Origin of the sequence: Massilia polaris (genome assembly GCF_012927275.1) — a bacterium.
Lineage (GTDB): Bacteria > Pseudomonadota > Gammaproteobacteria > Burkholderiales > Burkholderiaceae_D > Telluria_A > Telluria_A polaris.
The window spans coordinates 246,440-266,925 of sequence record NZ_JABBGG010000001.1 but is presented as its reverse complement, the minus strand read 5'-3'; the positions used below and the strand labels follow the sequence as shown (position 1 = coordinate 266,925).

General features: G+C 62.8%; 19 protein-coding genes and 4 tRNA genes. 11 read left to right on the top strand and 12 right to left on the bottom strand.

The window, feature by feature from the left end; translation table 11 throughout:
- The first annotated feature begins 178 nt into the window (after nt 1–178).
- The 4 genes from tagH to HHL21_RS01265 are packed head-to-tail and all read left to right on the top strand — an operon-like array spanning nt 179 to nt 3,630.
- Nucleotides 179–826: a type VI secretion system-associated FHA domain protein TagH gene (gene tagH / locus HHL21_RS01280; RefSeq protein ID WP_169463453.1), complete on the top strand. Its 648-nt coding sequence runs from the start codon at nt 179–181 to the stop codon at nt 824–826.
- On the top strand, nt 819–1,586 hold the full coding sequence (locus HHL21_RS01275) for a PP2C family protein-serine/threonine phosphatase (RefSeq protein ID WP_169463452.1): 768 nt from the start codon (nt 819–821) through the stop codon (nt 1,584–1,586). The genes tagH and HHL21_RS01275 overlap by 8 nt, the downstream gene beginning before the upstream one ends.
- Nucleotides 1,583–3,205: a serine/threonine-protein kinase gene (locus HHL21_RS01270; protein WP_169463451.1), complete on the top strand. Its 1,623-nt coding sequence runs from the start codon at nt 1,583–1,585 to the stop codon at nt 3,203–3,205. Before HHL21_RS01275 ends, HHL21_RS01270 begins: the two co-directional genes overlap by 4 nt.
- A 14-nt stretch (nt 3,206–3,219) precedes the next feature.
- Nucleotides 3,220–3,630, top strand: a complete 411-nt coding sequence (locus HHL21_RS01265) for a TssQ family T6SS-associated lipoprotein (protein ID WP_169463450.1) — start codon at nt 3,220–3,222, stop codon at nt 3,628–3,630.
- Between the two features lie 3 nt (nt 3,631–3,633).
- On the opposite strand, the gene HHL21_RS01260 is transcribed toward HHL21_RS01265, so the two are convergent.
- From HHL21_RS01260 to earP, 3 genes are all read right to left on the bottom strand, one after another.
- Entirely contained in the window at nt 3,634–5,211 is a 1,578-nt protein-coding gene (locus tag HHL21_RS01260) for an amidase (protein WP_169463449.1), read from the bottom strand.
- A gap of 126 nt (nt 5,212–5,337) precedes the next feature.
- Complete coding sequence (locus HHL21_RS01255; protein ID WP_169463448.1) at nt 5,338–5,913, bottom strand: elongation factor P; 576 nt, start codon at nt 5,911–5,913, stop codon at nt 5,338–5,340.
- Nucleotides 5,914–6,034: 121 nt separating this feature from the next.
- A complete protein-coding gene (earP, locus tag HHL21_RS01250) occupies nt 6,035–7,207 on the bottom strand; it encodes an elongation factor P maturation arginine rhamnosyltransferase EarP (RefSeq protein ID WP_169463888.1) in 1,173 nt (390 codons plus the stop codon).
- Between the two features lie 598 nt (nt 7,208–7,805).
- Between earP and HHL21_RS01245 the strand changes: the two genes are divergently transcribed.
- Entirely contained in the window at nt 7,806–8,243 is a 438-nt protein-coding gene (locus HHL21_RS01245) for a S8/S53 family peptidase (RefSeq protein ID WP_169463447.1), read from the top strand.
- 60 nt (nt 8,244–8,303) lie between these two features.
- On the opposite strand, the gene HHL21_RS01240 is transcribed toward HHL21_RS01245, so the two are convergent.
- From HHL21_RS01240 to gltX, 5 genes are all read right to left on the bottom strand, one after another.
- A tRNA-Glu gene (locus HHL21_RS01240) sits at nt 8,304–8,379 on the bottom strand.
- A gap of 66 nt (nt 8,380–8,445) precedes the next feature.
- Nucleotides 8,446–8,521 (bottom strand) — tRNA-Glu (locus tag HHL21_RS01235).
- Between the two features lie 119 nt (nt 8,522–8,640).
- Nucleotides 8,641–8,716 (bottom strand) — tRNA-Glu (locus HHL21_RS01230).
- Between the two features lie 34 nt (nt 8,717–8,750).
- Nucleotides 8,751–8,826, bottom strand: a tRNA-Ala gene (locus tag HHL21_RS01225).
- A gap of 66 nt (nt 8,827–8,892) precedes the next feature.
- Nucleotides 8,893–10,287: a glutamate--tRNA ligase gene (gene gltX / locus HHL21_RS01220; RefSeq protein ID WP_206085497.1), complete on the bottom strand. Its 1,395-nt coding sequence runs from the start codon at nt 10,285–10,287 to the stop codon at nt 8,893–8,895.
- A gap of 100 nt (nt 10,288–10,387) precedes the next feature.
- Here gltX and HHL21_RS01215 point away from each other — a divergent pair, with 100 nt between their 5' ends.
- Complete coding sequence (locus tag HHL21_RS01215) at nt 10,388–11,140, top strand: Mut7-C RNAse domain-containing protein (protein WP_169463446.1); 753 nt, start codon at nt 10,388–10,390, stop codon at nt 11,138–11,140.
- Here the strand turns inward: HHL21_RS01215 and apbC are convergent.
- Nucleotides 11,127–12,215 (bottom strand): iron-sulfur cluster carrier protein ApbC, encoded by a 1,089-nt coding sequence (gene apbC, locus HHL21_RS01210; RefSeq protein ID WP_169463445.1) that lies wholly within the window; start codon nt 12,213–12,215, stop codon nt 11,127–11,129. The two genes, HHL21_RS01215 and apbC, sit on opposite strands and share 14 nt — an antisense overlap.
- Before the next feature lie 150 nt (nt 12,216–12,365).
- Between apbC and metG the strand changes: the two genes are divergently transcribed.
- The 5 genes from metG to panC all read left to right on the top strand — a co-directional run bounded on the left by metG (nt 12,366) and on the right by panC (nt 17,975).
- Nucleotides 12,366–14,486, top strand: a complete 2,121-nt coding sequence (gene metG / locus HHL21_RS01205) for a methionine--tRNA ligase (protein WP_169463444.1) — start codon at nt 12,366–12,368, stop codon at nt 14,484–14,486.
- 80 nt (nt 14,487–14,566) lie between these two features.
- Entirely contained in the window at nt 14,567–15,886 is a 1,320-nt protein-coding gene (locus tag HHL21_RS01200) for an enoyl ACP reductase FabMG family protein (protein ID WP_169463443.1), read from the top strand.
- A 122-nt stretch (nt 15,887–16,008) separates the two neighbouring features.
- Nucleotides 16,009–16,218: a DUF3460 family protein gene (locus HHL21_RS01195; RefSeq protein WP_169463442.1), complete on the top strand. Its 210-nt coding sequence runs from the start codon at nt 16,009–16,011 to the stop codon at nt 16,216–16,218.
- An 11-nt stretch (nt 16,219–16,229) separates the two neighbouring features.
- A complete protein-coding gene (locus tag HHL21_RS01190; RefSeq protein ID WP_169463441.1) occupies nt 16,230–17,099 on the top strand; it encodes a segregation and condensation protein A in 870 nt (289 codons plus the stop codon).
- Nucleotides 17,100–17,135: 36 nt separating this feature from the next.
- Nucleotides 17,136–17,975 (top strand): pantoate--beta-alanine ligase, encoded by an 840-nt coding sequence (gene panC / locus HHL21_RS01185; RefSeq protein ID WP_169463440.1) that lies wholly within the window; start codon nt 17,136–17,138, stop codon nt 17,973–17,975.
- A 112-nt stretch (nt 17,976–18,087) separates the two neighbouring features.
- Here panC and HHL21_RS01180 read toward each other — a convergent pair whose 3' ends face one another.
- Genes HHL21_RS01180 through cheY form a run of 3 tightly spaced genes read right to left on the bottom strand, consistent with a single transcriptional unit; the run spans nt 18,088 to nt 20,411 of the window.
- Nucleotides 18,088–19,296: an EAL and HDOD domain-containing protein gene (locus tag HHL21_RS01180; RefSeq protein WP_169463439.1), complete on the bottom strand. Its 1,209-nt coding sequence runs from the start codon at nt 19,294–19,296 to the stop codon at nt 18,088–18,090.
- Between the two features lie 58 nt (nt 19,297–19,354).
- Nucleotides 19,355–20,020: a protein phosphatase CheZ gene (gene cheZ, locus HHL21_RS01175; protein ID WP_169463438.1), complete on the bottom strand. Its 666-nt coding sequence runs from the start codon at nt 20,018–20,020 to the stop codon at nt 19,355–19,357.
- 1 nt (nt 20,021) lies between these two features.
- Nucleotides 20,022–20,411, bottom strand: a complete 390-nt coding sequence (gene cheY / locus HHL21_RS01170) for a chemotaxis response regulator CheY (protein WP_131144818.1) — start codon at nt 20,409–20,411, stop codon at nt 20,022–20,024.
- Between the last annotated feature and the right edge of the window lie 75 nt (nt 20,412–20,486).

The window sequence follows — 20,486 nt, the reverse complement described above, 5'->3', positions numbered from 1 at the left end:
AAGCGCGACATTCAACGCCCCAACGGCGGGACACTGCTGATCAATTCTTCAGCGTGATTGAACTTTCTGTCGCTTTCTGTCCCACAGCGCACGGTTGAGTGCGTTTCGCTAATGCATGCGGTAAGCAAATCTGGCATTATTGCCGCTCATAAACATTCTCTAGCGATAGAGTGGCCAAATGAGCAAAATTGTTGATACTCCAGCAAATAGCGACGCAGCTGCGCCCGATGCTCTTACCCAGGCATTCCTGCGCGGCGCCGGCATTCCGGCCGACGCGCTGCCGACCGCGCTGGCGCCCGAACAGATGGAACTCATCGGCAAGCTGCTGGCCGCGTCGCTGCAAGGCGCGATCGACCAGCTGGCCTTGCGCTCGCTGGTCAAGCAGGAAGCGAAAGCGGATGTCACGATGGTCGTGGTCCGCAATAACAACCCGCTCAAGTTTTTCCCCGACAGCCCGACCGTCATCACCCAGATGCTGCGCAAGAAAATGCCAGGCTTTATGGAGCCGCTCGAATCGATCGAAGACGCCGGCCATGCGCTGCGCGGGCACCAGCTGGGCGTCGTGGCCGGCTGCCGCGCCACGATGGACAGCGTGATCGGCCGCCTGGCACCTGCAAAATTCGCGACGGCGCTGGCGCCTGGCGGCATGCTCGATTCGCTGCTGCCATCGCGCCGCCCGGCCGCGCTGTGGCACGAATACGTGCGCCAGTACGGCGCGCTCGCCAGCGAAGTGCAGGACCAGTTCAAGGGCGCGTTCGGCCCGGCCTTCCTCGACGCCTACGAACAGGAAGTGCACCGCTTCGGCAAGGAAGCCTCGCATGGCTGAGCGCGCGCCCATCGCCCTCACCTGGGCCAGCATCAACGCGCCGGGCATGCGCGAATCGAACCAGGACGCCATCGGCGACGCCCGTAAAGGCGGCGTGGCCTGTTTCGTCGTGGCCGACGGCGCCGGTGGACACGCGGCCGGCGAAGTCGCCGCCCGCATCGCGGTCGAATCGGTGATCGGGAACTTCGTGGCCGAACCGGTATTCGGTGCGGCCGCCCTGCAGGCTGGCGTCGACCATGCCAACGCCGCCGTCGCGCGCGACAAGCAGCAATCGGCCGAACGGCAGGACATGAGTACGACCCTGGCCGTGCTGCTGGTCGGGGAGCAGGCCGCGCGCGCGGTCTGGGCCCACCTTGGCGATACCCGCATCTACCTATTCCGCGATGGACGCCTGCTCTGCGTCAGCAAAGACCACAGCCTCACCCAGCAGCTGATCGAAGCCGGCTACGCCAGCACCGCCCAGCTGCGCACCCACCCGCAGCGGAACATCCTGTATGCCGCGCTGGGCGCAGGGGGCGACACGCCGCCTGTCATCAGCGAGGAAATTGAGGTTCGGGCCGGCGACGCCTTTTTGGTATGCACCGACGGCCTGTGGGAATGGGTGGTCGAGGACGACATGGAACGCAGCCTGCGCGCGGCGAACGGCCCTGAGGAATGGCTGGCGGCGCTGTGCGCCACCGCGCATACCCACGCCAGCGCCACCCCCAAGGTGCGCGACAACTACTCCGCCTATGCGGTGATGCTGGGCGCGGCCGAATGACGGCGGCGGCGGCGGACAAACTGGCAGGTTCGGAGAACTGCCTGCCGATCGGCACGCGGCTGGCCGATTTCGAGATCACCGGCGTGCTTGGCGAAGGCGGCTTCGGCATCGTCTACATGGCGTTCGACCATTCGCTCCAGCGCAGCGTCGCCATCAAGGAATACATGCCAGGCCCGCTGGCCCTGCGCGCCGACGACCACAGCGTGACCGTGCGCGCCGAGCGCCACCAGGACACCTTCGACCTTGGCCTGAAAAGCTTCATCAACGAAGCGCGCTTCCTGGCGCAGTTCGACCATCCGTCGCTGGTCAAGGTGTACCGCTTCTGGGAGCAGAACCAGACCGCCTACACGGCGATGCAGTATTACGAAGGCCGCACGATCAAGGACATCGTCGCCAACAGCCCGGAAGTGGTGACCGAAGCGTGGTGCATGCGCGTGCTCAGGCAGATCCTCGGTGCGCTCGAGACGCTGTACACGATGCAACTGCTGCACCGCGACGTCTCGCCCGACAACATCATTGTGCAGGATAACGGCGACGCCGTGCTGCTCGATTTCGGTTCGGCGCGCCAGATCATCGGCGACATGACGCGCGGCCTGACGGTCATCCTCAAGCCGGGCTACGCGCCGATCGAACAATACGCAGGCGACGCGTCGCTGCCGCAGGGACCGTTTACCGACATCTACGCGCTGGCCGCGGTCATGTACTTCGCCATCATCAAGGAAGCGCCGCCGACCTCGATTGCGCGCATGATCAAGGACCCGATGACGCCGCTGGCCAGCCGCGCCCTCGAGGGCTTCGGCGAAGGCTTCCTGTGCGCCCTCGACGGCGCGCTCGCCGTGCCTGCGCAGGAGCGCCCGCAGACGATCGACGCCTTCCGTGCCCTCCTGGGCATCCACGAGGCCGGAATGCCGCGTGCGCGCCCCGCAGGCGCGACACAGCGTATCGCCACGGTCGACCATGTGCCGCGCCTCGCGCCATTGGCCTCGGCCGCGCCGCTCGCCGTGCAGCCAGCGAAAATCATCAAGGCGCCACGGCCGCAGTTCCCGCGCTGGGCGATTGCCGCGCTGCTTGCCGGCCTGCTGCTGCCGCTCGCGCTGCTGTATTCACTATCCGGCGGCGATGACGTCGTGATGGTGGTGCAACAGGCGCCGCCGGCGCCTGTGCCAGCCGTGATCCCGGAAACCGCGCCGCCTGTGGCGGCGGCAGCGCCGGCGCCGGACCTGGAAGCGCAGGCCTGGGACAAACTGAAGAACGCGCCCGACACAAAGGCGGCCGCGATCGAGGTATTCCTGCGCGAATATCCCCAGGGACGCTACTTGGTCCCGGCACGCAAGCGCCTGGCCGAACTGACGGTTGCGGCGTCCGTGGCGGAGCCGAAGCCCGCCGCGCCGAAGGCCGAAACCGCGAGCTACAGGTTAAGTATCAAGCCGTGGGGGACCGTTTACGTCGATGGGAAAGAGCGCGGCGTCAGCCCGCCGCTGAAGAAGCTGACCCTGAGTGCCGGCGTCCACATGGTGAAGGTAGTGAATCCGGGATTCCCCGACCACGTGACCCGCATCGTGGTCAAGCAAGGCGCGCCCGGCACGATTGCGCATGATTTCACGGCGACGAAGAAATAATCTAGAATCGCCGGATGAACCTTCCAATCAAACTCATCATCGCATTCTCGCTTGCAGGTTGCGCCAGCACCCAGAACGCACCAGCACCAGCACCAGCACCAGCGCCAGCCCCTGCACAACCAGCTCCGCCCAGCGCCGACACGGTCGCGCTCCGCGACGGTATCGGCCTGTATAACCAGGGCGACTTCAACGGCGCCATCAAGCGTCTTGGCGCGGCCGAGATCACCAGCGGCGGCAGCAAGGCGCGCCAGCTCGAAGCGCTGAAGTACCAGGCCTTCAGCTACTGCGTCACCGCGCGCAAGGCCCTGTGCGGCAAGCAGTTTGAAAAAGCCCTCAAGCTCGATCCGGCATTCGACCTGGCGCCGGGCGAACACGGACATCCGCTGTGGGGTCCGGTGTTCACGCGCCTCAAAAAAGCAAAATAAGTCTTACAAGCTGGCCTTCGCGGCGAAGCGCGGCGCCTTGCGGTGCAAGGTCGCCTGCTCGTACGCATACGCCATCCGGATCAAAGCCGCTTCGGTCCACGCGCCTGCCACGAACGACAGGCCAACCGGCAGCCCGCGCACGTAACCCGCCGGCACGGTGACATGCGGGTAGCCGGCCACAGCGGCCGGCGACGAGAAACTGCCGCCGTAGTGGTCGCCGTTGATGTAGTCGGTCAGCCAGGCCGGGCCGCCGGTTGGCGCAACCAGCGCATCGAGCTTGTGTTCAGCGATGACCTTGTCGATCCCCTCCTCGCGCGAGTAACGCAGGCTGTTGGCCAGCGCGTCGCGGTACTCCTTGCTGTCCAGGCCCGCCTTGGCGTTCGACGCGACCAGGTGCTCCTGCTCGAAGTACGGCATCTCCTTGTCGCGGCGCTTGAGGTTAAACGCGATCACGTCGGCCATGTCTTTGACCGGCGCATGCGGCGCGTACTCTTTCAGGTAGGCCGCGAGGCCCGGTTTGAATTCGTACAGCAGCACTTCCATTTCGCTGTCGTCGTACTTGTTAGTGTTCGGCACGGTAACGTCGACCAGCGTCGCGCCCTGCGCCTTCAGCACCGCAAGCGACTTCTCGATCACCGCATCGGCTTCCTTGTTGCGGCCGAAGAAGTTACGGGCGACGCCGAGCCGCATGCCTTTCAGTCCGTCGGCGACCAGTGCCGCCTGGTAGTCCGAAGCCTTGCCTCCCTTGGTCGCCGCGTCGCGTTCGTCCACGCCCGCCATCGCGGCCAGCAGCAGCGCCGCGTCGGCCACGGTGCGCGTCATCGGACCGGCGGTGTCCTGCGAGTGCGCGATCGGGATGATGCCGCTGCGGCTGACCAGTCCAAGCGTCGGCTTGATGCCGACCAGCCCGCAGGTCGATGACGGCGAGACGATCGAGCCGTCGGTCTCGGTGCCGACAGCGAGGGTGGCGAGGCTGGCCGCCATCGCCGCGCCCGAGCCGGAGCTGGAGCCGCTGGTGTTGCGGTCAAGCGCGTAGGGATTCTTGGTCTGGCCGCCGCGCGCGCTCCAGCCGCTGGTCGAATGCGACGAGCGCATGTTGGCCCACTCGCTCAGGTTGGTCTTGCCGATGATGACGGCGCCGGCCGCGCGCAGCTGCGCCGCGACATGCGAGTCGCGCACCGCGCGCACGCCGTCCAGCGCCAGCGAACCGGCCGTGGTGGCCATCTTGTCGCCGGTGGCGATGTTGTCCTTCAGGAGGACCGGGATGCCGTGCAGCGGGCCGCGCACCTTGCCGGCTTGGCGCTCGCCGTCCATCCGGGCCGCGATACCGAGCGCGTCGGGGTTGAGTTCGATGACCGCGTTGAGGCGCGGGCCGGCCTTGTCGATGGCTTTGATGCGCGCGAGGTATTGGGTGACCAGCGAATGCGAGCTCAGCTTACCGGCCCGCATCAGCGCCTGCTGTTCCAGCACGCCCGCTTCGAGAATATTGATTGCCGGAGCCGCCACCGCCGCGCCGCTGCAAGCCACGCCCGCCACTGCCCCGCCCGCCATTCCAAACCGTACAAAATCCCTGCGATCCATGCTGTCCCCGAACTGTTGTTTTTGAAAATATTGCTGAGGATAGCATGGTGGCAAGCCGGACTGTACAGGCGAAAAAAAAGCACGCCAGGCAGTGCCGGGCGTGCTTTTTTCAGCAGCGGTTCGCGATTAGTTGCGGACGACGCGCTTGTATTCGTTGGTGCGGGTGTCGATCTCGATCACGTCGTCCTGGCTGACGAACAGCGGTACCTGGACGGTGTGGCGATGGGCTTCGATCGCGTTTTCGATCTTGGCTTCCTTCAGGACGTTGCCCGACGTGTTGCCCTTGACCGCTGGCTCCGAGTACACAACCTGGCGTGCGATGGTGGTTGGCAGTTCGACCGAGATGGCCTTGCCGTCGTAGAAGACAGCTTCGCATTCCATGCCGTCTTTCAGGTAGTTCAGTGCCTCGCCCAGGTTCTCTTCTTCGATTTCATACTGCTCGTAGTCAGCATCCATGAAGACATACAGCGGGTCAGCGAAGTACGAATAGGTCACTGGCTTCTTGTCCAGAACAACGACGTCGAACTTGTCGTCGCCGCGGAAAACGTTTTCCAGCGGGCTGTTGGTCAGAAGATTCTTCATCTTCCACTTGTAAGTGAAGCCGGTGCGGCTCGAACCGTTAACGTCGGAGCGCAGAACGATGAATGGCTTGGCGTCAACCATGATGATGTTGCCGACGCGAATTTCTTTTGCTGGTTTCATAGGAATCTACTAAAAGGTGGGTTGCACTAAAATCACCGTCGCTTCCAGGCCAAAATCGCCGCAAGCTCACGTTTGATCGAATTAAGTTTCGTTAGAAAATAACCGGGCATTATACCCGAATTTATTGCGCTGCTGAACGAAGAGAGCGGGCAAATTTCAGCAAGTTGCGTGCGAGATCACCGAGGGCGGCCATTTCACGTTGCCACTCGTCCGCGCGTTGCCCGATGCGCGGCATGTCCGCCTCGAGCGCCTGCCAAAGCCGGGTCCAGTCGCCCTCCCCTTCCCTTGCTCCGTTCCAGGCCAGGGAGAATTCCACCAGGCTGTCGATACCCATCGCATAGCGCTGCAGGAAGGCGCGCAATTTTACATGGTGCAGGTTTTCATCCTGCGGATAGATATGCCAGGCGAACGGCTTGCCCGCCCATTGGGCACGCACGAAGGAATCCTCGCCGCGGACGAAATTGAAGTCGCAGGCCCATAACAGTTTGTCGTAATCCGGCTGCGCCACGAACGGCAGCACGCGCACGGTCAGCGCGCCACGGGTGCGCGCGGCGCCGGCCGCCGCGCCCGCCCCGAGGAATGCTTGTACCGCTGCTGAGGCGACGCCTTCAGGCACCAGGCAAGTCACGGGCGACTCGTCCGCCTGCCAGGCATCGAACAGGGGCGCGACCGGCGCGCCCGGATAGCAGAACAGCGACACCTTTGTCGACGCCATCTCATCAGCAGTCAGGCCAAGCCCTGCCAGGAAATCGCGGACAGCATGCGGGTCCGACTGGAATTGCCGGCGCTGTTCGCCCAGCGCCGCTTCGCCCAGCAGGCCGCCCGTCTTGCCAGTGAATCCCGGGAAGAAGAAATGCTTGGTCAGCGGCAGGCGCGGATGCATCGACGGCAAGGTGTGACAGCCTTCCACCCACTCCTCCGCGGTCAGGCCTTCGAGATTCAACCAGACCGGCCGCGGCTCGCAGCGGGCCATCGCGTCGATATAGCCGGGTGGGATGTCGCAGGCAAAAAACTCGATGACGATGTCGGCCACATCGGACGGCGAAAACACGTCGTCCTGACCGCGCCAGTGCCGCACCGTAACGCCTTCGACCGCCTGCATAGCAGCCTCGGGCGCCACCGCAGGACAAATGCGCTGGAAACTCTCGAGGTTGTCGACCCACAAAGTAACGGCGATGCCGTGCTCACGCTGCAACTGCCGCGACAGGCGCCAGCAGATGCCGATGTCGCCATAGTTGTCGACAACTTTGCAAAAAATAGCGAGGGAGGTGGTTGTAGCTGTGCTGAAAACCATTGTGGGCAGTGACAGGCGCCGTGTGAAGGCCGTTATTTTACCCGTTTTCACGAATTCAATCGCGCCGGAAACCAACCGCTACTTACCGATAAAAGGCCACCCAGATTATCTAAACTTTGGTGTTGTCAGCCTGTCCAATCCGTACCAGCGAGGCCTGGTATCAGCGCGCCTTGCCAGCCGTTCCTTATCGGCTGGGCCAAGCGCCAAATACGTGGTGCAGTGGAATGCCTATGCGCCCGTAAGGAATCCGCCGTCCGGCAAGCATCAAGAATCACGATCGGGCATCGGGGGGGGGACATTGTCATCCGCTGGCCGACTAATAAGACGCCTCTGAAGGAGAGTCGCATGCCCGTATCACAGACCGCGCCCGTCAAGGGCCGGTACATCATTCGCGCCAGGGCGGCACCCGCCGCGCTGGCCGCTTTCATCCAGAACATCCGGGGCGACCCGGACATCGCGCTGGTCGCCACCATCGGGCCGCCGGGCCAGGTGCATACCGCCGTGATCGAAATCGCCCCCGACAAGGCGCTGCAGTTCGAGCGCCGCTTCATTCGACTGTCCCGCCGAACAACTACGTTCGGCATGGGACGGCACCTCGATGGCGGCGCCGCACATCACGGGCCTCGCGGCACTGGTGCTGGCGCACCACCCCGATTTCCAGGGAGCGTGGCGGACGCGCAGCGCCGAACGGGTCGAACGCCTTTTCCAGACCATCAAGATGAGCGCGCGAAAAGTCAGTCTTGGCGACCAGTACCGTACGGGGCTGGGACTGGCGGACGCCTTGGTCGCTTTGGGTCTGCAAGCGCATGCACAGCCCGGCCAGATCGGCGGCATCATGTCATCGCTGTTGCCGCAGCAGGCAATCGGCGGCATCGGTGGACGCGGAGGCCAGCTGGACCTGTATGGAATGGACCCGGCGCTGGCTGCGTTTGCCGGCATTAGTGCCGGAAATTATCCGCAGCAGCTGCAACGCTTCGGCCAGTTTGCGGGCATGCCATTCACTGTCGGCGCGCCGGTCTATCGCGGAGTCTGGTAGCGCGCCCGCGACGTCGACGCAAAAATGCAAAAAGCCGCACAAGGCGGCTTTTTGCATGACTGGCGTCCCCAGGGGGATTCGAACCCCCGTACTCACCGTGAAAGGGTGATGTCCTAGGCCTCTAGACGATGGGGACCTTGAACGGTTGCGGCAACTACTCTCACAAATTCAAAAGCCGCTCAAGGCGGCTCTTGAAAACAACTGGCGTCCCCAGGGGGATTCGAACCCCCGTACTCACCGTGAAAGGGTGATGTCCTAGGCCTCTAGACGATGGGGACAGAAATCTGTCCTGGATGATTTTATCATCCTGACCTGAATGGCACCGCACCAATAAAAAACCCTGACGAGTCAGGGCGTTTAGCGGTACCAAACTCACACTGCTTTACTACTCGAATCCTGGCGTCCCCAGGGGGATTCGAACCCCCGTACTCACCGTGAAAGGGTGATGTCCTAGGCCTCTAGACGATGGGGACCTTGAACTGCATTACGGCACTACTTTCTTCAACGTGGTGGAGGTAAGCGGGATCGAACCGCTGACCTCTTGCATGCCATGCAAGCGCTCTCCCAGCTGAGCTATACCCCCGTCCGGTGAAGAAGCAAAATTATAGCGTACCGTCGTGCAATATGCAAATAGCTCAGCTAAAAAAAATCAAAGATATTTGTTCACGCGCGCCAGCACCGCATCGCGGCCGACGATCTGCAGCACCGCGTCAATCGCAGGCGTTTGCAACTGGCCGGTAATGATCAGGCGCAGCGGCATGGCGATCTGCGGCATCTTCAGTCCGTTAGCTGCCAGCACTTCCTTGATCATGGCCGCGATCGCTTCCTTGGTCCACTCCACCGTCGCCACACGTTCAGCGAACTGCGCCAGCGCCGGCTTGACCGCGTCGGTCAGGTGCTGCGCCATCAGCGCCGCGTCCGGCTGCGGATCGCGGAAGAACAGCATCGCCGCATCGGCCAGTTCGTTGACGGTGTTGGCGCGCTCCTTCATCAGTGCGAGCACGGCCGGCAGTTCAGGGCTGCCGTCGAACTTCGCGCCGGCCGCTTCCATCAGCGGACGTGCCAGTTGCGCCAGGCGCTCGTTGTCGGCCTGCTTGATATAGTGGTTGTTCAGCCACCCCAGCTTTTCGTTATTGAACTGTGCCGCAGAACGGGTCAGGTGGTCGAGGTTGAACCACTCGCAGAACCGTTCCATCGAAAACACTTCATCGTCGCCGTGGCTCCAGCCCAGGCGCGCCAGGTAATTCAGCATCGCCTCCGGCAGGTAGCCCTTGGCCGGGTAATCCATCACGCTGACCGCGCCGTGGCGCTTGGACAGCTTCTCGCCATCGGCGCCGAGGATCATCGGCAGGTGGCCATACAGCGGCAGCGGCGCACCGATGGCGCGCAGGATATTGATCTGGCGCGGGGTATTGTTGACGTGGTCGTCGCCGCGCAGCACGTGGGTGATCTGCATGTCCCAGTCGTCGACCGCGACGCAGAAGTTATAGGTTGGCGTACCGTCCGGGCGCGCGATAACCAGGTCGTCGAGCTCCTTGTTGCCGATCGTGATCGTGCCCTTGACCACGTCGTCCCAGCTGACTTCGCCGTCGAGCGGATTTTTGAAGCGCACCACCGGCTTGCGGTCGGCAGGCACCGGCGGCAAGGTCTTGCCCGCTTCCGGACGCCAGGTACCGTCGTAGCGCGGCTTCTCGCCGGCAGCGCGCATGCGCTCGCGCATCGCCTCGACTTCATCCGGCGACGAATAGCACAGGTAAGCCGTGCCTGCCTCAAGCATCTGCGCCACCACTTCACGGTAGCGGTCCATGCGCTGCATCTGGTAGAACGGGCCCTCGTCATGATCGAGGCCGAGCCACTTCATGCCGTCGAGAATGGCTTGTACCGCCTCCGGGGTCGAGCGCTCCAGGTCGGTGTCTTCAATGCGCAAAATAAACGTACCGCCAAAGTGGCGCGCAAACGCCCAAGAATACAGGGCGGTGCGGGCGCCGCCGAGGTGGAGGTAGCCGGTTGGGCTTGGAGCAAAACGGGTGCGGACGACGGTCATGGCAATAGATGTGCTGGATATAAAGACGGCTATTTTACAGCGTCGCGCCGCCACCGTTGGCAGCGGTTGAAACGTCGCGGCCGACGGTGCAAACTAATGTATGGTCACCGCCACCTTCCGTTTCTACGAAGAACTCAACGACTTCCTGCCACCAGACCGGCGGCGCAAGGAATTCACCACACCGTGCGCACGTGCGGCGACCACCAAGCACATGATCGAAGCCATCGGCGTTCCGCACACCGAAGTCGAACTCATTTTGGTCAACGGCGAATCCAGCAACTTCGACCGGCTGCTCGAAGAAGGCGACCGTGTTGCCGTCTACCCCAAGTTCGAATTCCTCGACGTCAGCGAACTGCTGCGCGCGCACCCCTTGCGCGAGATGCGTTTCGTGGCCGACGCGCACCTGGGCGGCCTCGCACGCTTCCTGCGCATGGCCGGCTTCGACACGCTCTACGACAACAACTATATGGATGGGGATATCGAGCAGACCTCGATCGTCGAGAACCGCATCGTCCTAACGCGCGACCGCGAACTGCTCAAGCGCCGCGGCATTACCCACGGCTGCTACGTGCACGCGATCCGGTCGGAGGAACAATTCCGGGAAATTGTCAGGCGGCTTGACCTGGCCGGCAGCATCAAGCCATTCTCCTTATGCCTGAAGTGCAATGCCCCGCTACACCAGGTCGACAAGGACGAGGTCGTCGACCGCCTGCCGCCCAGCGTGCGCGAGCATCACAACGAATTCTGCCTGTGCGATGTCTGCCAGGGCGTGTTCTGGAAAGGGTCGCACTGGCAGCGCATGCGCGCGGCGCTGGCGGGCGCCGCCGCGCCACCCGTCATCAATCGTTCTTGATGACGATGCTAGGGAACTTGCTCGACATGTCCTTGGCCTTTTCGGCCACTGTCACAGCCACTTTGCGCGCGATCTCTTTATAGACAGTCGCCACCGGGCCGTCCGGTTCGGCAACCACGGTCGGGCGGCCGGAGTCGGTCTGCTCGCGGATCGCCATCGTCAGCGGCAGCGCGCCGAGGAAGTCGACACCGAAGTCGGCGCACATCTTCTCGCCGCCGCCATGGCCAAAAATCGCCTCGGCATGGCCGCAGTTCGAGCAGATATGCGTGCTCATGTTTTCCACCACGCCGAGGATCGGGATGCCGACCTTCTCGAACATCTTCAGGCCCTTGCGCGCGTCGAGCAGCGCGATGTCCTGCGGGGTCGTCACGATGACGGCGCCGGTGACAGGCACCTTTTGCGACAGTGTCAGCTGGATGTCGCCGGTTCCAGGTGGCATGTCGACGATCAGGTAATCGAGGTCGCGCCAGTTGGTTTGCTCCAGCAACTGCGTCAGGGCCTGCACGACCATCGGGCCGCGCCACACCATCGGCTCGTCCGGATCGATCATGAAGCCGATCGACGACACTTGCAGGCCGTGGTTTTCCAGCGGCTCCATGGTTTTGCCGTCCTTCGATTCAGGCCAGCCGGTAATGCCGAGCATCATCGGCTGGGACGGGCCATAAATATCCGCGTCCAGGATGCCGACGGCGGCGCCTTCGGCCGCCAGTGCCAGCGCCAGGTTGACCGCCGTGGTCGACTTGCCGACGCCGCCCTTGCCCGAGGCCACGGCGATGATGTTCTTAACGTTAGGCATCAGCTTGACGCCGCGCTGCACCGTATGGGAAATGATTTTCGAGTAGACATTGGCGCTGACCTGTTCCGCGCCGGGGATGGCCTGCAAGGCGGCGGTGACGGCGGTGCGGATCGCTTCGATCTGGCTGCGCGCCGGATAGCCGAGCTCGACGTCGAGCGAGATGTTGCCGCCTTCGACCTTGATGTTCTTGACCGATTTTGAGGTGACGAAGTCCTTCTGGGTATTCGGATCGATAACGGCGGATAACCGTGCCTTGACGTCTTCTGCAGTAATGCTCATTGTGAATCTCCGTGAATGATCCGATAAGTTTAGCGCAAATCGCCACGCCCGACCTTGCAAAAACGGCAAACCTTGGCATTCCCCTATGCGCAGGAAGGTCATCCGCTGTTAAAATGCATCCCTTCATCTACCAACAAGTGCACTTCCACCATGACACGCAAGCTGTTCGTCACCACCGCCCTGCCCTACGCTAATGCTGCTTTCCATATCGGCCACATGATGGAATACATCCAGGCCGACATCTGGGTGCGGTTCCAGCGAATGCAGGCGCAACGTGAGGTGCATTTTGTCTGCGCGGACGACACCCACGGCACGCCGATCATGATCGCGGCCGAAAAGGAAGGCATTACCCCGCAGGAATTCGTCGCCAAGATCGCGGCCGGCCGCCAGCAATACCTGGACGGTTTCCACATCGCCTTCGACAACTGGTACTCCACCGATTCGCCGGAAAACGTCGAACTGTCGCAGGACATCTACCGCAAGCTGCGCGATGCCGGCCTGATCGTCACCAAAACGGTCGACCGCTTCTTCGACCCGGTCAAGGGCATGTTCCTGGCCGACCGCAACATCAAGGGCGAGTGCCCGAAGTGCGGCGCCAAGGACCAGTACGGCGACAACTGCGAAGTCTGCGGCGCCGCCTACCAGCCAACCGAACTGGTCAACCCGTTCTCGGTGTTCACCGGCTCGACGCCGATCATGAAGCCGTCCGAACAGTACTTCTTCGCGCTGTCCGATCCGCGCTGCTACGGCTTCCTCAAGGAATGGCTGAATACGCCGGGCCGCCTGCAGTCCGAAATGGTCAACAAGGTATCCGAGTGGCTGGGCGACGCCGGCGAGAAGCTGGCCGACTGGGATATTTCCCGCGACGCGCCCTACTTCGGCATCCCGATTCCTGACGCGCCGGGCAAGTTTTTCTATGTCTGGCTGGACGCGCCGGTCGGCTACCTCGCCAGCCTCAAGAACTACTGCAGCAAGAACGGCATGGACTTCGAGGCGCTGCTGAACGACCCGGCCACCGAACAGGTCCACTTCATCGGCAAGGACATCGTCTCCTTCCACCTGCTGTTCTGGCCGGCGATGCTGAACTTTGCCCAGCACCCGATCATCGACAAGCTGAAAGTCAACGTCCACGGCCACCTGACCGTGAACAATGAAAAGATGTCGAAGTCGCGCGGCACCGGCATCTCGCCGCTGCGCTACCTCGACCTGAAGATGAACCCGGAATGGCTGCGCTACTACATCGCCTTCAAGCTGAACTCGAAGGTCGAAGACCTCGACTTCAACGGCGACGACTTCGTGGCGCGCGTCAACAGCGACCTGATCGGCAAGTACGTCAACATCGCCAGCCGCTGCGCCGGCTTCATCGCCAAGAAATTCGACGGCAAGCTGGCCAGCGCACTGTCGCCGGAAGCCCGGCAATGGATCAGCCGCGCGCTGACCAATGACGGCGCCGAACGCCAGGCCAGCATCGCCAACCACTTCGAGAACCGCGAGTTCGGCAAGGCGCTGCGCGAGATCATGGAGATCGCCGACATTACCAACCAGTATGTCGACGAGAACAAGCCGTGGATCCTGGCCAAGGATGAAGGCAAGTCCGCGGAGCTGCATGACGTCTGCACCGCCGCGCTGATCCTGTTCCGCCAGCTGACCATCCTGCTGTCGCCAGTGCTGCCGCAGGTTGCGGCGCGCGTGTCGGAATTCCTGAACGACGACAAGATCAGCTGGCTCGATACCACCGGCGACGCCGTCTACCGCACCATGCTTGGCCGCACCATCGGCGCCTACAGCCACCTGATGACGCGCGTTGACGCCAAGATGGTGGAAGATCTATTCGACAAGCCTGCTGCGCCTGCTAGTGCCGCACCGCCAGCCGCCGCCGCCGCCCCTGCCCTTGAAGCCGTCCGCAATCCTGGCGTGGAAGCACCCGCGCCTGAGATCAAGATCGACGACTTCACCAAGGTCGACCTGCGCATCGCAAAAATCGTCAACTGCGAGCACGTGGAAGGCTCCGACAAGTTGCTGCGCCTGACGCTCGACGTCGGCGAAGGCCGCCTGCGCAACGTCTTCTCCGGCATCAAGGGCGCTTACAAGCCGGAAGAACTGGTCGGCAAGCTGACGGTGATGGTGGCCAACCTGGCGCCGCGCAAGATGAAGTTCGGCGTGTCCGAAGGCATGGTCCTGTGCGCATCGAGCGAAGACGAGAAAACCAATCCAGGCCTGTACCTGCTGGAACCATGGCCGGGCGCGCAGCCGGGCATGCGCATCAGCTAAGCCTGTTTTATATGTTGTACTGAGCCGGCAGAACCCAGGTTCGCCTGTCCTGAAATCATTTTTAAGTGATCAAAAACCTTATGAGCCAATTGACTTCCTTGAGGCATATTCCTCACGCCAACCTGTACCGCAAGGGCGACGTTTTCGTACTGTTCGGCGAGCTGTTCGGCCGCGGCTACGTCAACGGCCTGATCGACGAAGCGCGTGCCGCCGGCATGACGATCGTCGGCATCACGGTCGGCCGCCGCGACGAAGAAGGCAAGCTGCGCGCGCTCACGACTGAAGAGCACGCGGAAGCCGAGGAAAAGCTGGGCGGGCGCATCATCAATGTGCCGCTGATGGCAGGTTTCGACATGGACGCGCCGGAAGGCGAAAAGAACCCGACCGAGCAGCTGTCGGGCATCACGCTGAAGAGCTGGCAGGAAGACAAGCTGGACTGGGACGCAATCGAACGCTGCCGCGAAGCAGGCGTCAAGCGCTTCACCGGCTCGGTCGCCCAGGTCATGCAGGAAATCGACACGCTGATCCCTGACGGCGCGAACGCCTTCTTCGCCCACACGATGGCGGGCGGCATTCCGAAGATCAAGGCCTTCCTGGCCATCGCCAACCGCATCTACAAAGGCCGCGGCGAGCGCTTCATGTCTTCGCGCGCCCTGCTCGACAGCGACCTCGGCAAGCTGATCCTGATGAACTTCGACGAAGTCACCGCCAACACGCTGCAACACCTGATTACCGGCAGTGCCGCGATCCGCGAACGCCTTGAGCGCGGCGGCGGCCAGGTCCGCTACACGGCGTACGGCTACCACGGCACCGAGATCCTGATCGACGGCGAGTACCAGTGGCAGACCTACACCAACTACACCCAGGGCTACGCCAAGATGCGCCTGGAAAGCGTGGCGCAGGCTGCGTGGGAACAAGGCGTTGCCGCAACTGTCTTCAACTGCCCGGAAATCCGCACCAACTCGTCCGACATTTTCGTCGGCGTCGAGCTGTCGCTGTTCCCGCTGCTCAAAGCGCTGAAAAAAGAAGGCGGCGGCGCCTGGGCCGACCAGCAATGGAAGATCTGCGAAAGCCTGCTCGAAGACGGCGTGACGCTGGACAGCCTGCTGGAAATGATCGAGAAGTACAACAACGACGCCACCAGCGCGACGTTCCGCAACTTCGGCGGCTGGCCGATGGACAACACGCCGGCACTGGCTGACGTGATGATCGGCACCTCCGAAGACATCACCAAGATGCACAAGGACCGCAAGGAACTGATCACCGACCACCTCAGCTCGCTGGTGCTGGAAGGCGCCGGTCCGCTGATGTTCCATGGCGCGGGTGAAAAGATCGGCCCGGTCCTGTGGCTGAACCACGACATCATCGCCAAGCAGCTGAACGCGCTGCATCCCGATTAAGGATTTGCCTTACGTAGGGCGGATAAGCGTGGCTGCCGCCGAGGCCGCATCCGCCCTACGCCATTTCAATTGCCTCAGGCTAAACGCGCTAAAATAGCTAGTTCGCCTCACCTATTGCTTATATGAAACTCTCGAAACAATTCAGCCTGTACGAATCCGACCACACCAAGTTCATCACTGAACTGAAGGCCAAGAATCCAGGCATGGAAGAAGGCCAGCGCGAAGGCCGTGCCCTGCTGTGGGACAAGGCGCCGGTCACGCTGAACGAGCAGGAACGCCGCGCCGAATCGCGCGTCAAACAGCAGCCGTACGTGTACCAGAACAAACTCTGACCGAACCGACCATGTCGCCAGACGCGGCAGCCGGCGCGCTCGCCGACACCGTCGTTGAACCGGACGCCGGCGCCGCCGTACCGGAACAGCAAGCTGCACCCGACGCGGCCGTAGCGCGCCTGTACGGCGAGCCGCTGCTGCGCATGCCGACCGACCTGTTCATTCCGCCGGACGCGCTGGAAATCTTCCTCGACGCCTTCGAAGGCCCGCTCGACCTGCTGCTGTACCTGATCCGCAGGCAAAACTTCAACATCCTCGACATCCCGATGGCGCAGGTCACCCTGCAATACCTGAAGTACGTCGACCAGATTCGCCTGCACAACCTTGAACTGGCGGCCGAGTACCTGCTGATGGCGGCGATGCTCATCGAGATCAAGTCGCGCATGTTGCTACCGCAGCGCAAGACCGAAGGCGATGACGAAGCGGGCGACCCGCGCGCCGAACTGGTGCGCCGCCTGCTTGAGTACGAACAGATCAAGCTGGCCGCCTATGACCTCAACGCGGTGCCGCAGTTAGACCGCGACTTCATCCGCCCGCAACTGTTCGTCGAGCAAAGCTCGGTGCCGGCGTGGCCGGACGTCGACGCCGGCGACCTGCAGCGCGCCTGGATGGACGTGCTCAAGCGCGCCAAGCTGACCCAGCACCACCGGATCAGCCGCCAGGAACTGTCCGTGCGCGAACACATGACATCGATTTTGCGCCAGCTGCAATCGGCCCGGTTTGTCGAGTTCGCCGACCTGTTCGACGGACAAGGCAGCGTCCCGATCGTGGTCGTGCACTTCGTCGCCATGCTCGAACTGGCCAAGGAAACGCTGATTGAAATCACCCAGGCCGAACCGTTCGCACCGATCTATGTGCGGCTGGCATACTCGCCGGCGTAAGGCCGCACCCATTACTGCTTTTAGGATTAGCATCGAATGAAAATCGTCTCCACCATCGAAGAACTGCGCGACCAGCTCAGCGGGCAACTGCGCACGGCGTTCGTGCCGACCATGGGCAACCTGCACGAAGGCCACCTGTCGCTGATGCGCCTCGCGCGCAAGCACGGCGACCCGGTGGTTGCCTCGATCTTCGTCAACCGCCTGCAATTCGGCCCGAACGAAGACTTCGACAAATACCCGCGCACCTTCCAGGCCGACGTGGAAAAGCTGGAGAAGGAAGGCGTGTACGTGCTGTTCGCGCCGACCGAAAAGGAACTGTACCCGGAGCCGCAGGAATTCCGCGTCGCCCCGCCTGAAGGCCTCGGCAACACGCTGGAAGGCGAATTCCGCCCGGGCTTCTTTACCGGCGTCTCGACCGTCGTACTGAAGCTGTTCTCGTGCGTGCAGCCGAAGGTTGCCGTGTTCGGCAAGAAAGACTACCAGCAGCTGATGATCGTTCGCAACATGGCACGCCAGTTCGCGCTGCCGACGCAGATCATTGCCGCTGAAACGTGGCGCGCCGACGACGGCCTCGCGCTCTCCTCGCGCAACATGTACCTGTCGGAAGGCGAGCGCGCCGAAGCGCCTGCGCTGTACCGCGCGCTGACGTCGGTGGCGGAAGAAGTTCGTTCCGGCCACCTCGACGTCTTCGAGCTCGAGCATAAGGCGATGGCCGAACTGGCCGCGCGCGGCTGGAAGCCGGACTACATCTCGATCCGCAAGCAGATGGACCTGCAACCGCCCTCGGCCGGCGACCTGGCGCAAGGCGCGCCGCTGGTCGTGCTCGCCGCGGCCAAGCTCGGCACGACCCGCCTGATCGACAACCTCGAAATCTAGGCCAAGCTAAGTTCCAAAACTTCGGGGTCCGTCCCCGGGGACAGACCCCGGGGTCTGTCCCCGGGGACGGACCCCGAAGTTTTATGCAAGGAAATTCGAAACTGGAACGGTGTCAGGCAGTGACGTTCTGTGCCCAGGCCAAGGCCTGCAGGTGCATCTTGTTGACTTCCTCGGGGCTGATGTTCAGCGATGAGGCCAGCGACGACACCAGGTTCGAGTTCAGCTCGCAGGCTTCGGCCAGCGCCAGGTACGGGCCGTATATGCCGCCACGCGTCAGCAGCGCGCGCACGACTTCGTCCGGCAGCTGGATGGTGTCCAGCACTTCTTTCATCGGCAGCCCCAGCAGCCGGTCGAGCAGCGAGAACATGCCGCAGACGAACAGGTTCTCCCCCTCTCCTCGCGGCAGGATCTTTTGTCCGAGCAGTTCGGCCAAACGCCCGCGCACGACCGCCGTTTCCATCAGCACCGGCGAGTAGCCACTGGTGCTCGCCGTCGCCAGCAGCAAGGTCAGCCAGCGGTACAGCGGCGCGTAGCCGAGCATCGAAATGGCCTGGCGCAGCGACTGGATGTCGCGCCCGGCCCCAAATCCCGCCGTGTTGATGAAGCGAAGCAGCTTGTACGAGAGCGCAGGGTCGCGCTTGAGCACGCCTTCGATCTTCGGGATGTCTTCGTTGTTCTGCACCATCTGCATCAGCTGCAGGATGATGGCCTGGGCCGGGTTCATGCCCTTGACCGGGATGCCGGGACGCGGCGTCAGGTGCAGCTTGCCGACGAAGGCGTCGAGGCCGAGCGCGGCGCAGGCGTCGAAGTCGGCCCAGGTGGTGACCGGACGGCCTACCATTCCCACCGATGCCTGCTTCAGCGCGGCGTAGGTGCGCGCTTGCGCCGCCACGTCGGCGCCCGAGAAGCGTACTTCGATATACGAGGCGCTGCGGGCGATCGTGCTGCCGATGTTGAGCAGGTCGCCGTCGCGCAGCGAGATCCCGACGCCGCCCGCGCGCAGGCCTTGCACGGCCGCGAGCGTGTCGCGGTCGGCCAGGTCGGATGCCTTCAGGGTCAGCACCGTGCGTTCCGGCGGCATGCGGTGCAGCGCGTCGGTCGACAGCATGCCGGGCACGGCGTCGAGGAACAGGACTTTGTCGCGCAGCAGCCAGCCGTCGTCTTCGTCGTTGACATGTTCGGCCACGAAGCCGATCAGCGATTCGAGTTCGGCTTCGCTGGGTGTGTCCCCGTCATGGTGCTGCCACGACAGTTCATAGCCGATCACGCGCTGCTTCGGGTCGAGCAGCGGTTCACGGACAATAAAGTTTGTTTGATGCATTGTGTTGGTTCGCCGGTGATGCTAATGGTCGAGCGAGGCAGACCAGGTCCGCACTCGCTTAGAAGCCGAGGCTGTCCAGCAGATCGTCAACCTGGCCCTGGTTGGAGACCACGTCCTGGCCGACCGGATTGATTTGCGGGCCGTTCATCAGGCCGTTGTCGAACTCGCGCTTGACTTCGGCCGGCGCGAAATCGACCAGCAGCTGCACCAGTTGCTGTTCCAGGTTCTGGGCGATGGTGGTCACGCGCGTGATCACCTGCCCGGTCAGGTCCTGGAAGTCCTGGGCCATCATGATGTCCATCAGGTGACCCTTGGTGCCGTGGGCGGCCGCCTTCGATTGCTCGAGCTGGGCGATGGTCTGGCTGGCCAGTGCGCGCCATGCAGGGTCGCCGCCGGGCGCGTCGAGGAGCGCCTGCCACGATGCGGTCAGGCTGCTGGCGCCGCTGCAGATGCCGTCTTGCAGCGGGCCGGCTGCGTCGGTGGCGTTCAGGACCTTTTGAGCAGCCTGTTCGGACAGGCGGGCAACGTAATCGAGGCGGTCGCGCGCGTCCGGGATATCGGACGCGGCTTTTTCGAGCAGCTTGTCGAGGCCAAGGCCGCGCAGGCTTTCGTGCAGCGCGCGCGTCATGTGGCCGATCCGGCTCATGAATTCGTCATGCGCGCCGGCCTCGGCTTCCGCGGCGCCGATCGGGTCGATCGCGTTCACGGCATTGTGCTCAGCCATCTTAAGCCCCGAGCTTTTCGAAGATCTTGTTCAGCTTTTCGTCCAGCGTCGCGGCCGTGAATGGCTTGACGACGTAGCCGTTGGCGCCGGCCTGGGCGGCGGCGATAATGTTTTCTTTCTTCGCTTCAGCCGTCACCATCAGCACAGGCAGCTTGGCCAGCGCTGGATCGGCACGAATGTTCTGCAGCATGGTCAGGCCGTCCATGTTCGGCATGTTCCAGTCCGAAACGACGAAGTCGAATTGCTCGCTGCGCAGCTTGGCCAGCGCCATGACACCGTCTTCCGCCTCATCGACATTGGCGTAACCCAGTTCCTTCAACAGGTTGCGCACGATACGGCGCATTGTCGAGAAATCGTCTACCACTAAAAACTTCATCTTTGGATCAGCCATGAATTACTCCGTTGATTCTCTTACTGTGTTGTTGATGGGCACTCGGCCTACGCATGCAGGCCTTAAGGATAGCAT

Coding starts and splice junctions, on each gene's coding strand:
- tagH (WP_169463453.1), top strand. CDS start 179: ATGAGCAAAATTGTTGATACTCCAGCAAATAGCGACGCAGCTGCGCCC.
- HHL21_RS01275 (WP_169463452.1), top strand. CDS start 819: ATGGCTGAGCGCGCGCCCATCGCCCTCACCTGGGCCAGCATCAACGCG.
- HHL21_RS01270 (WP_169463451.1), top strand. CDS start 1,583: ATGACGGCGGCGGCGGCGGACAAACTGGCAGGTTCGGAGAACTGCCTG.
- HHL21_RS01265 (WP_169463450.1), top strand. CDS start 3,220: ATGAACCTTCCAATCAAACTCATCATCGCATTCTCGCTTGCAGGTTGC.
- HHL21_RS01260 (WP_169463449.1), bottom strand. CDS start 5,211: ATGGATCGCAGGGATTTTGTACGGTTTGGAATGGCGGGCGGGGCAGTG.
- HHL21_RS01255 (WP_169463448.1), bottom strand. CDS start 5,913: ATGAAACCAGCAAAAGAAATTCGCGTCGGCAACATCATCATGGTTGAC.
- earP (WP_169463888.1), bottom strand. CDS start 7,207: ATGGTTTTCAGCACAGCTACAACCACCTCCCTCGCTATTTTTTGCAAA.
- HHL21_RS01245 (WP_169463447.1), top strand. CDS start 7,806: ATGGCGGCGCCGCACATCACGGGCCTCGCGGCACTGGTGCTGGCGCAC.
- gltX (WP_206085497.1), bottom strand. CDS start 10,287: ATGACCGTCGTCCGCACCCGTTTTGCTCCAAGCCCAACCGGCTACCTC.
- HHL21_RS01215 (WP_169463446.1), top strand. CDS start 10,388: ATGGTCACCGCCACCTTCCGTTTCTACGAAGAACTCAACGACTTCCTG.
- apbC (WP_169463445.1), bottom strand. CDS start 12,215: ATGAGCATTACTGCAGAAGACGTCAAGGCACGGTTATCCGCCGTTATC.
- metG (WP_169463444.1), top strand. CDS start 12,366: ATGACACGCAAGCTGTTCGTCACCACCGCCCTGCCCTACGCTAATGCT.
- HHL21_RS01200 (WP_169463443.1), top strand. CDS start 14,567: ATGAGCCAATTGACTTCCTTGAGGCATATTCCTCACGCCAACCTGTAC.
- HHL21_RS01195 (WP_169463442.1), top strand. CDS start 16,009: ATGAAACTCTCGAAACAATTCAGCCTGTACGAATCCGACCACACCAAG.
- HHL21_RS01190 (WP_169463441.1), top strand. CDS start 16,230: ATGTCGCCAGACGCGGCAGCCGGCGCGCTCGCCGACACCGTCGTTGAA.
- panC (WP_169463440.1), top strand. CDS start 17,136: ATGAAAATCGTCTCCACCATCGAAGAACTGCGCGACCAGCTCAGCGGG.
- HHL21_RS01180 (WP_169463439.1), bottom strand. CDS start 19,296: ATGCATCAAACAAACTTTATTGTCCGTGAACCGCTGCTCGACCCGAAG.
- cheZ (WP_169463438.1), bottom strand. CDS start 20,020: ATGGCTGAGCACAATGCCGTGAACGCGATCGACCCGATCGGCGCCGCG.
- cheY (WP_131144818.1), bottom strand. CDS start 20,411: ATGGCTGATCCAAAGATGAAGTTTTTAGTGGTAGACGATTTCTCGACA.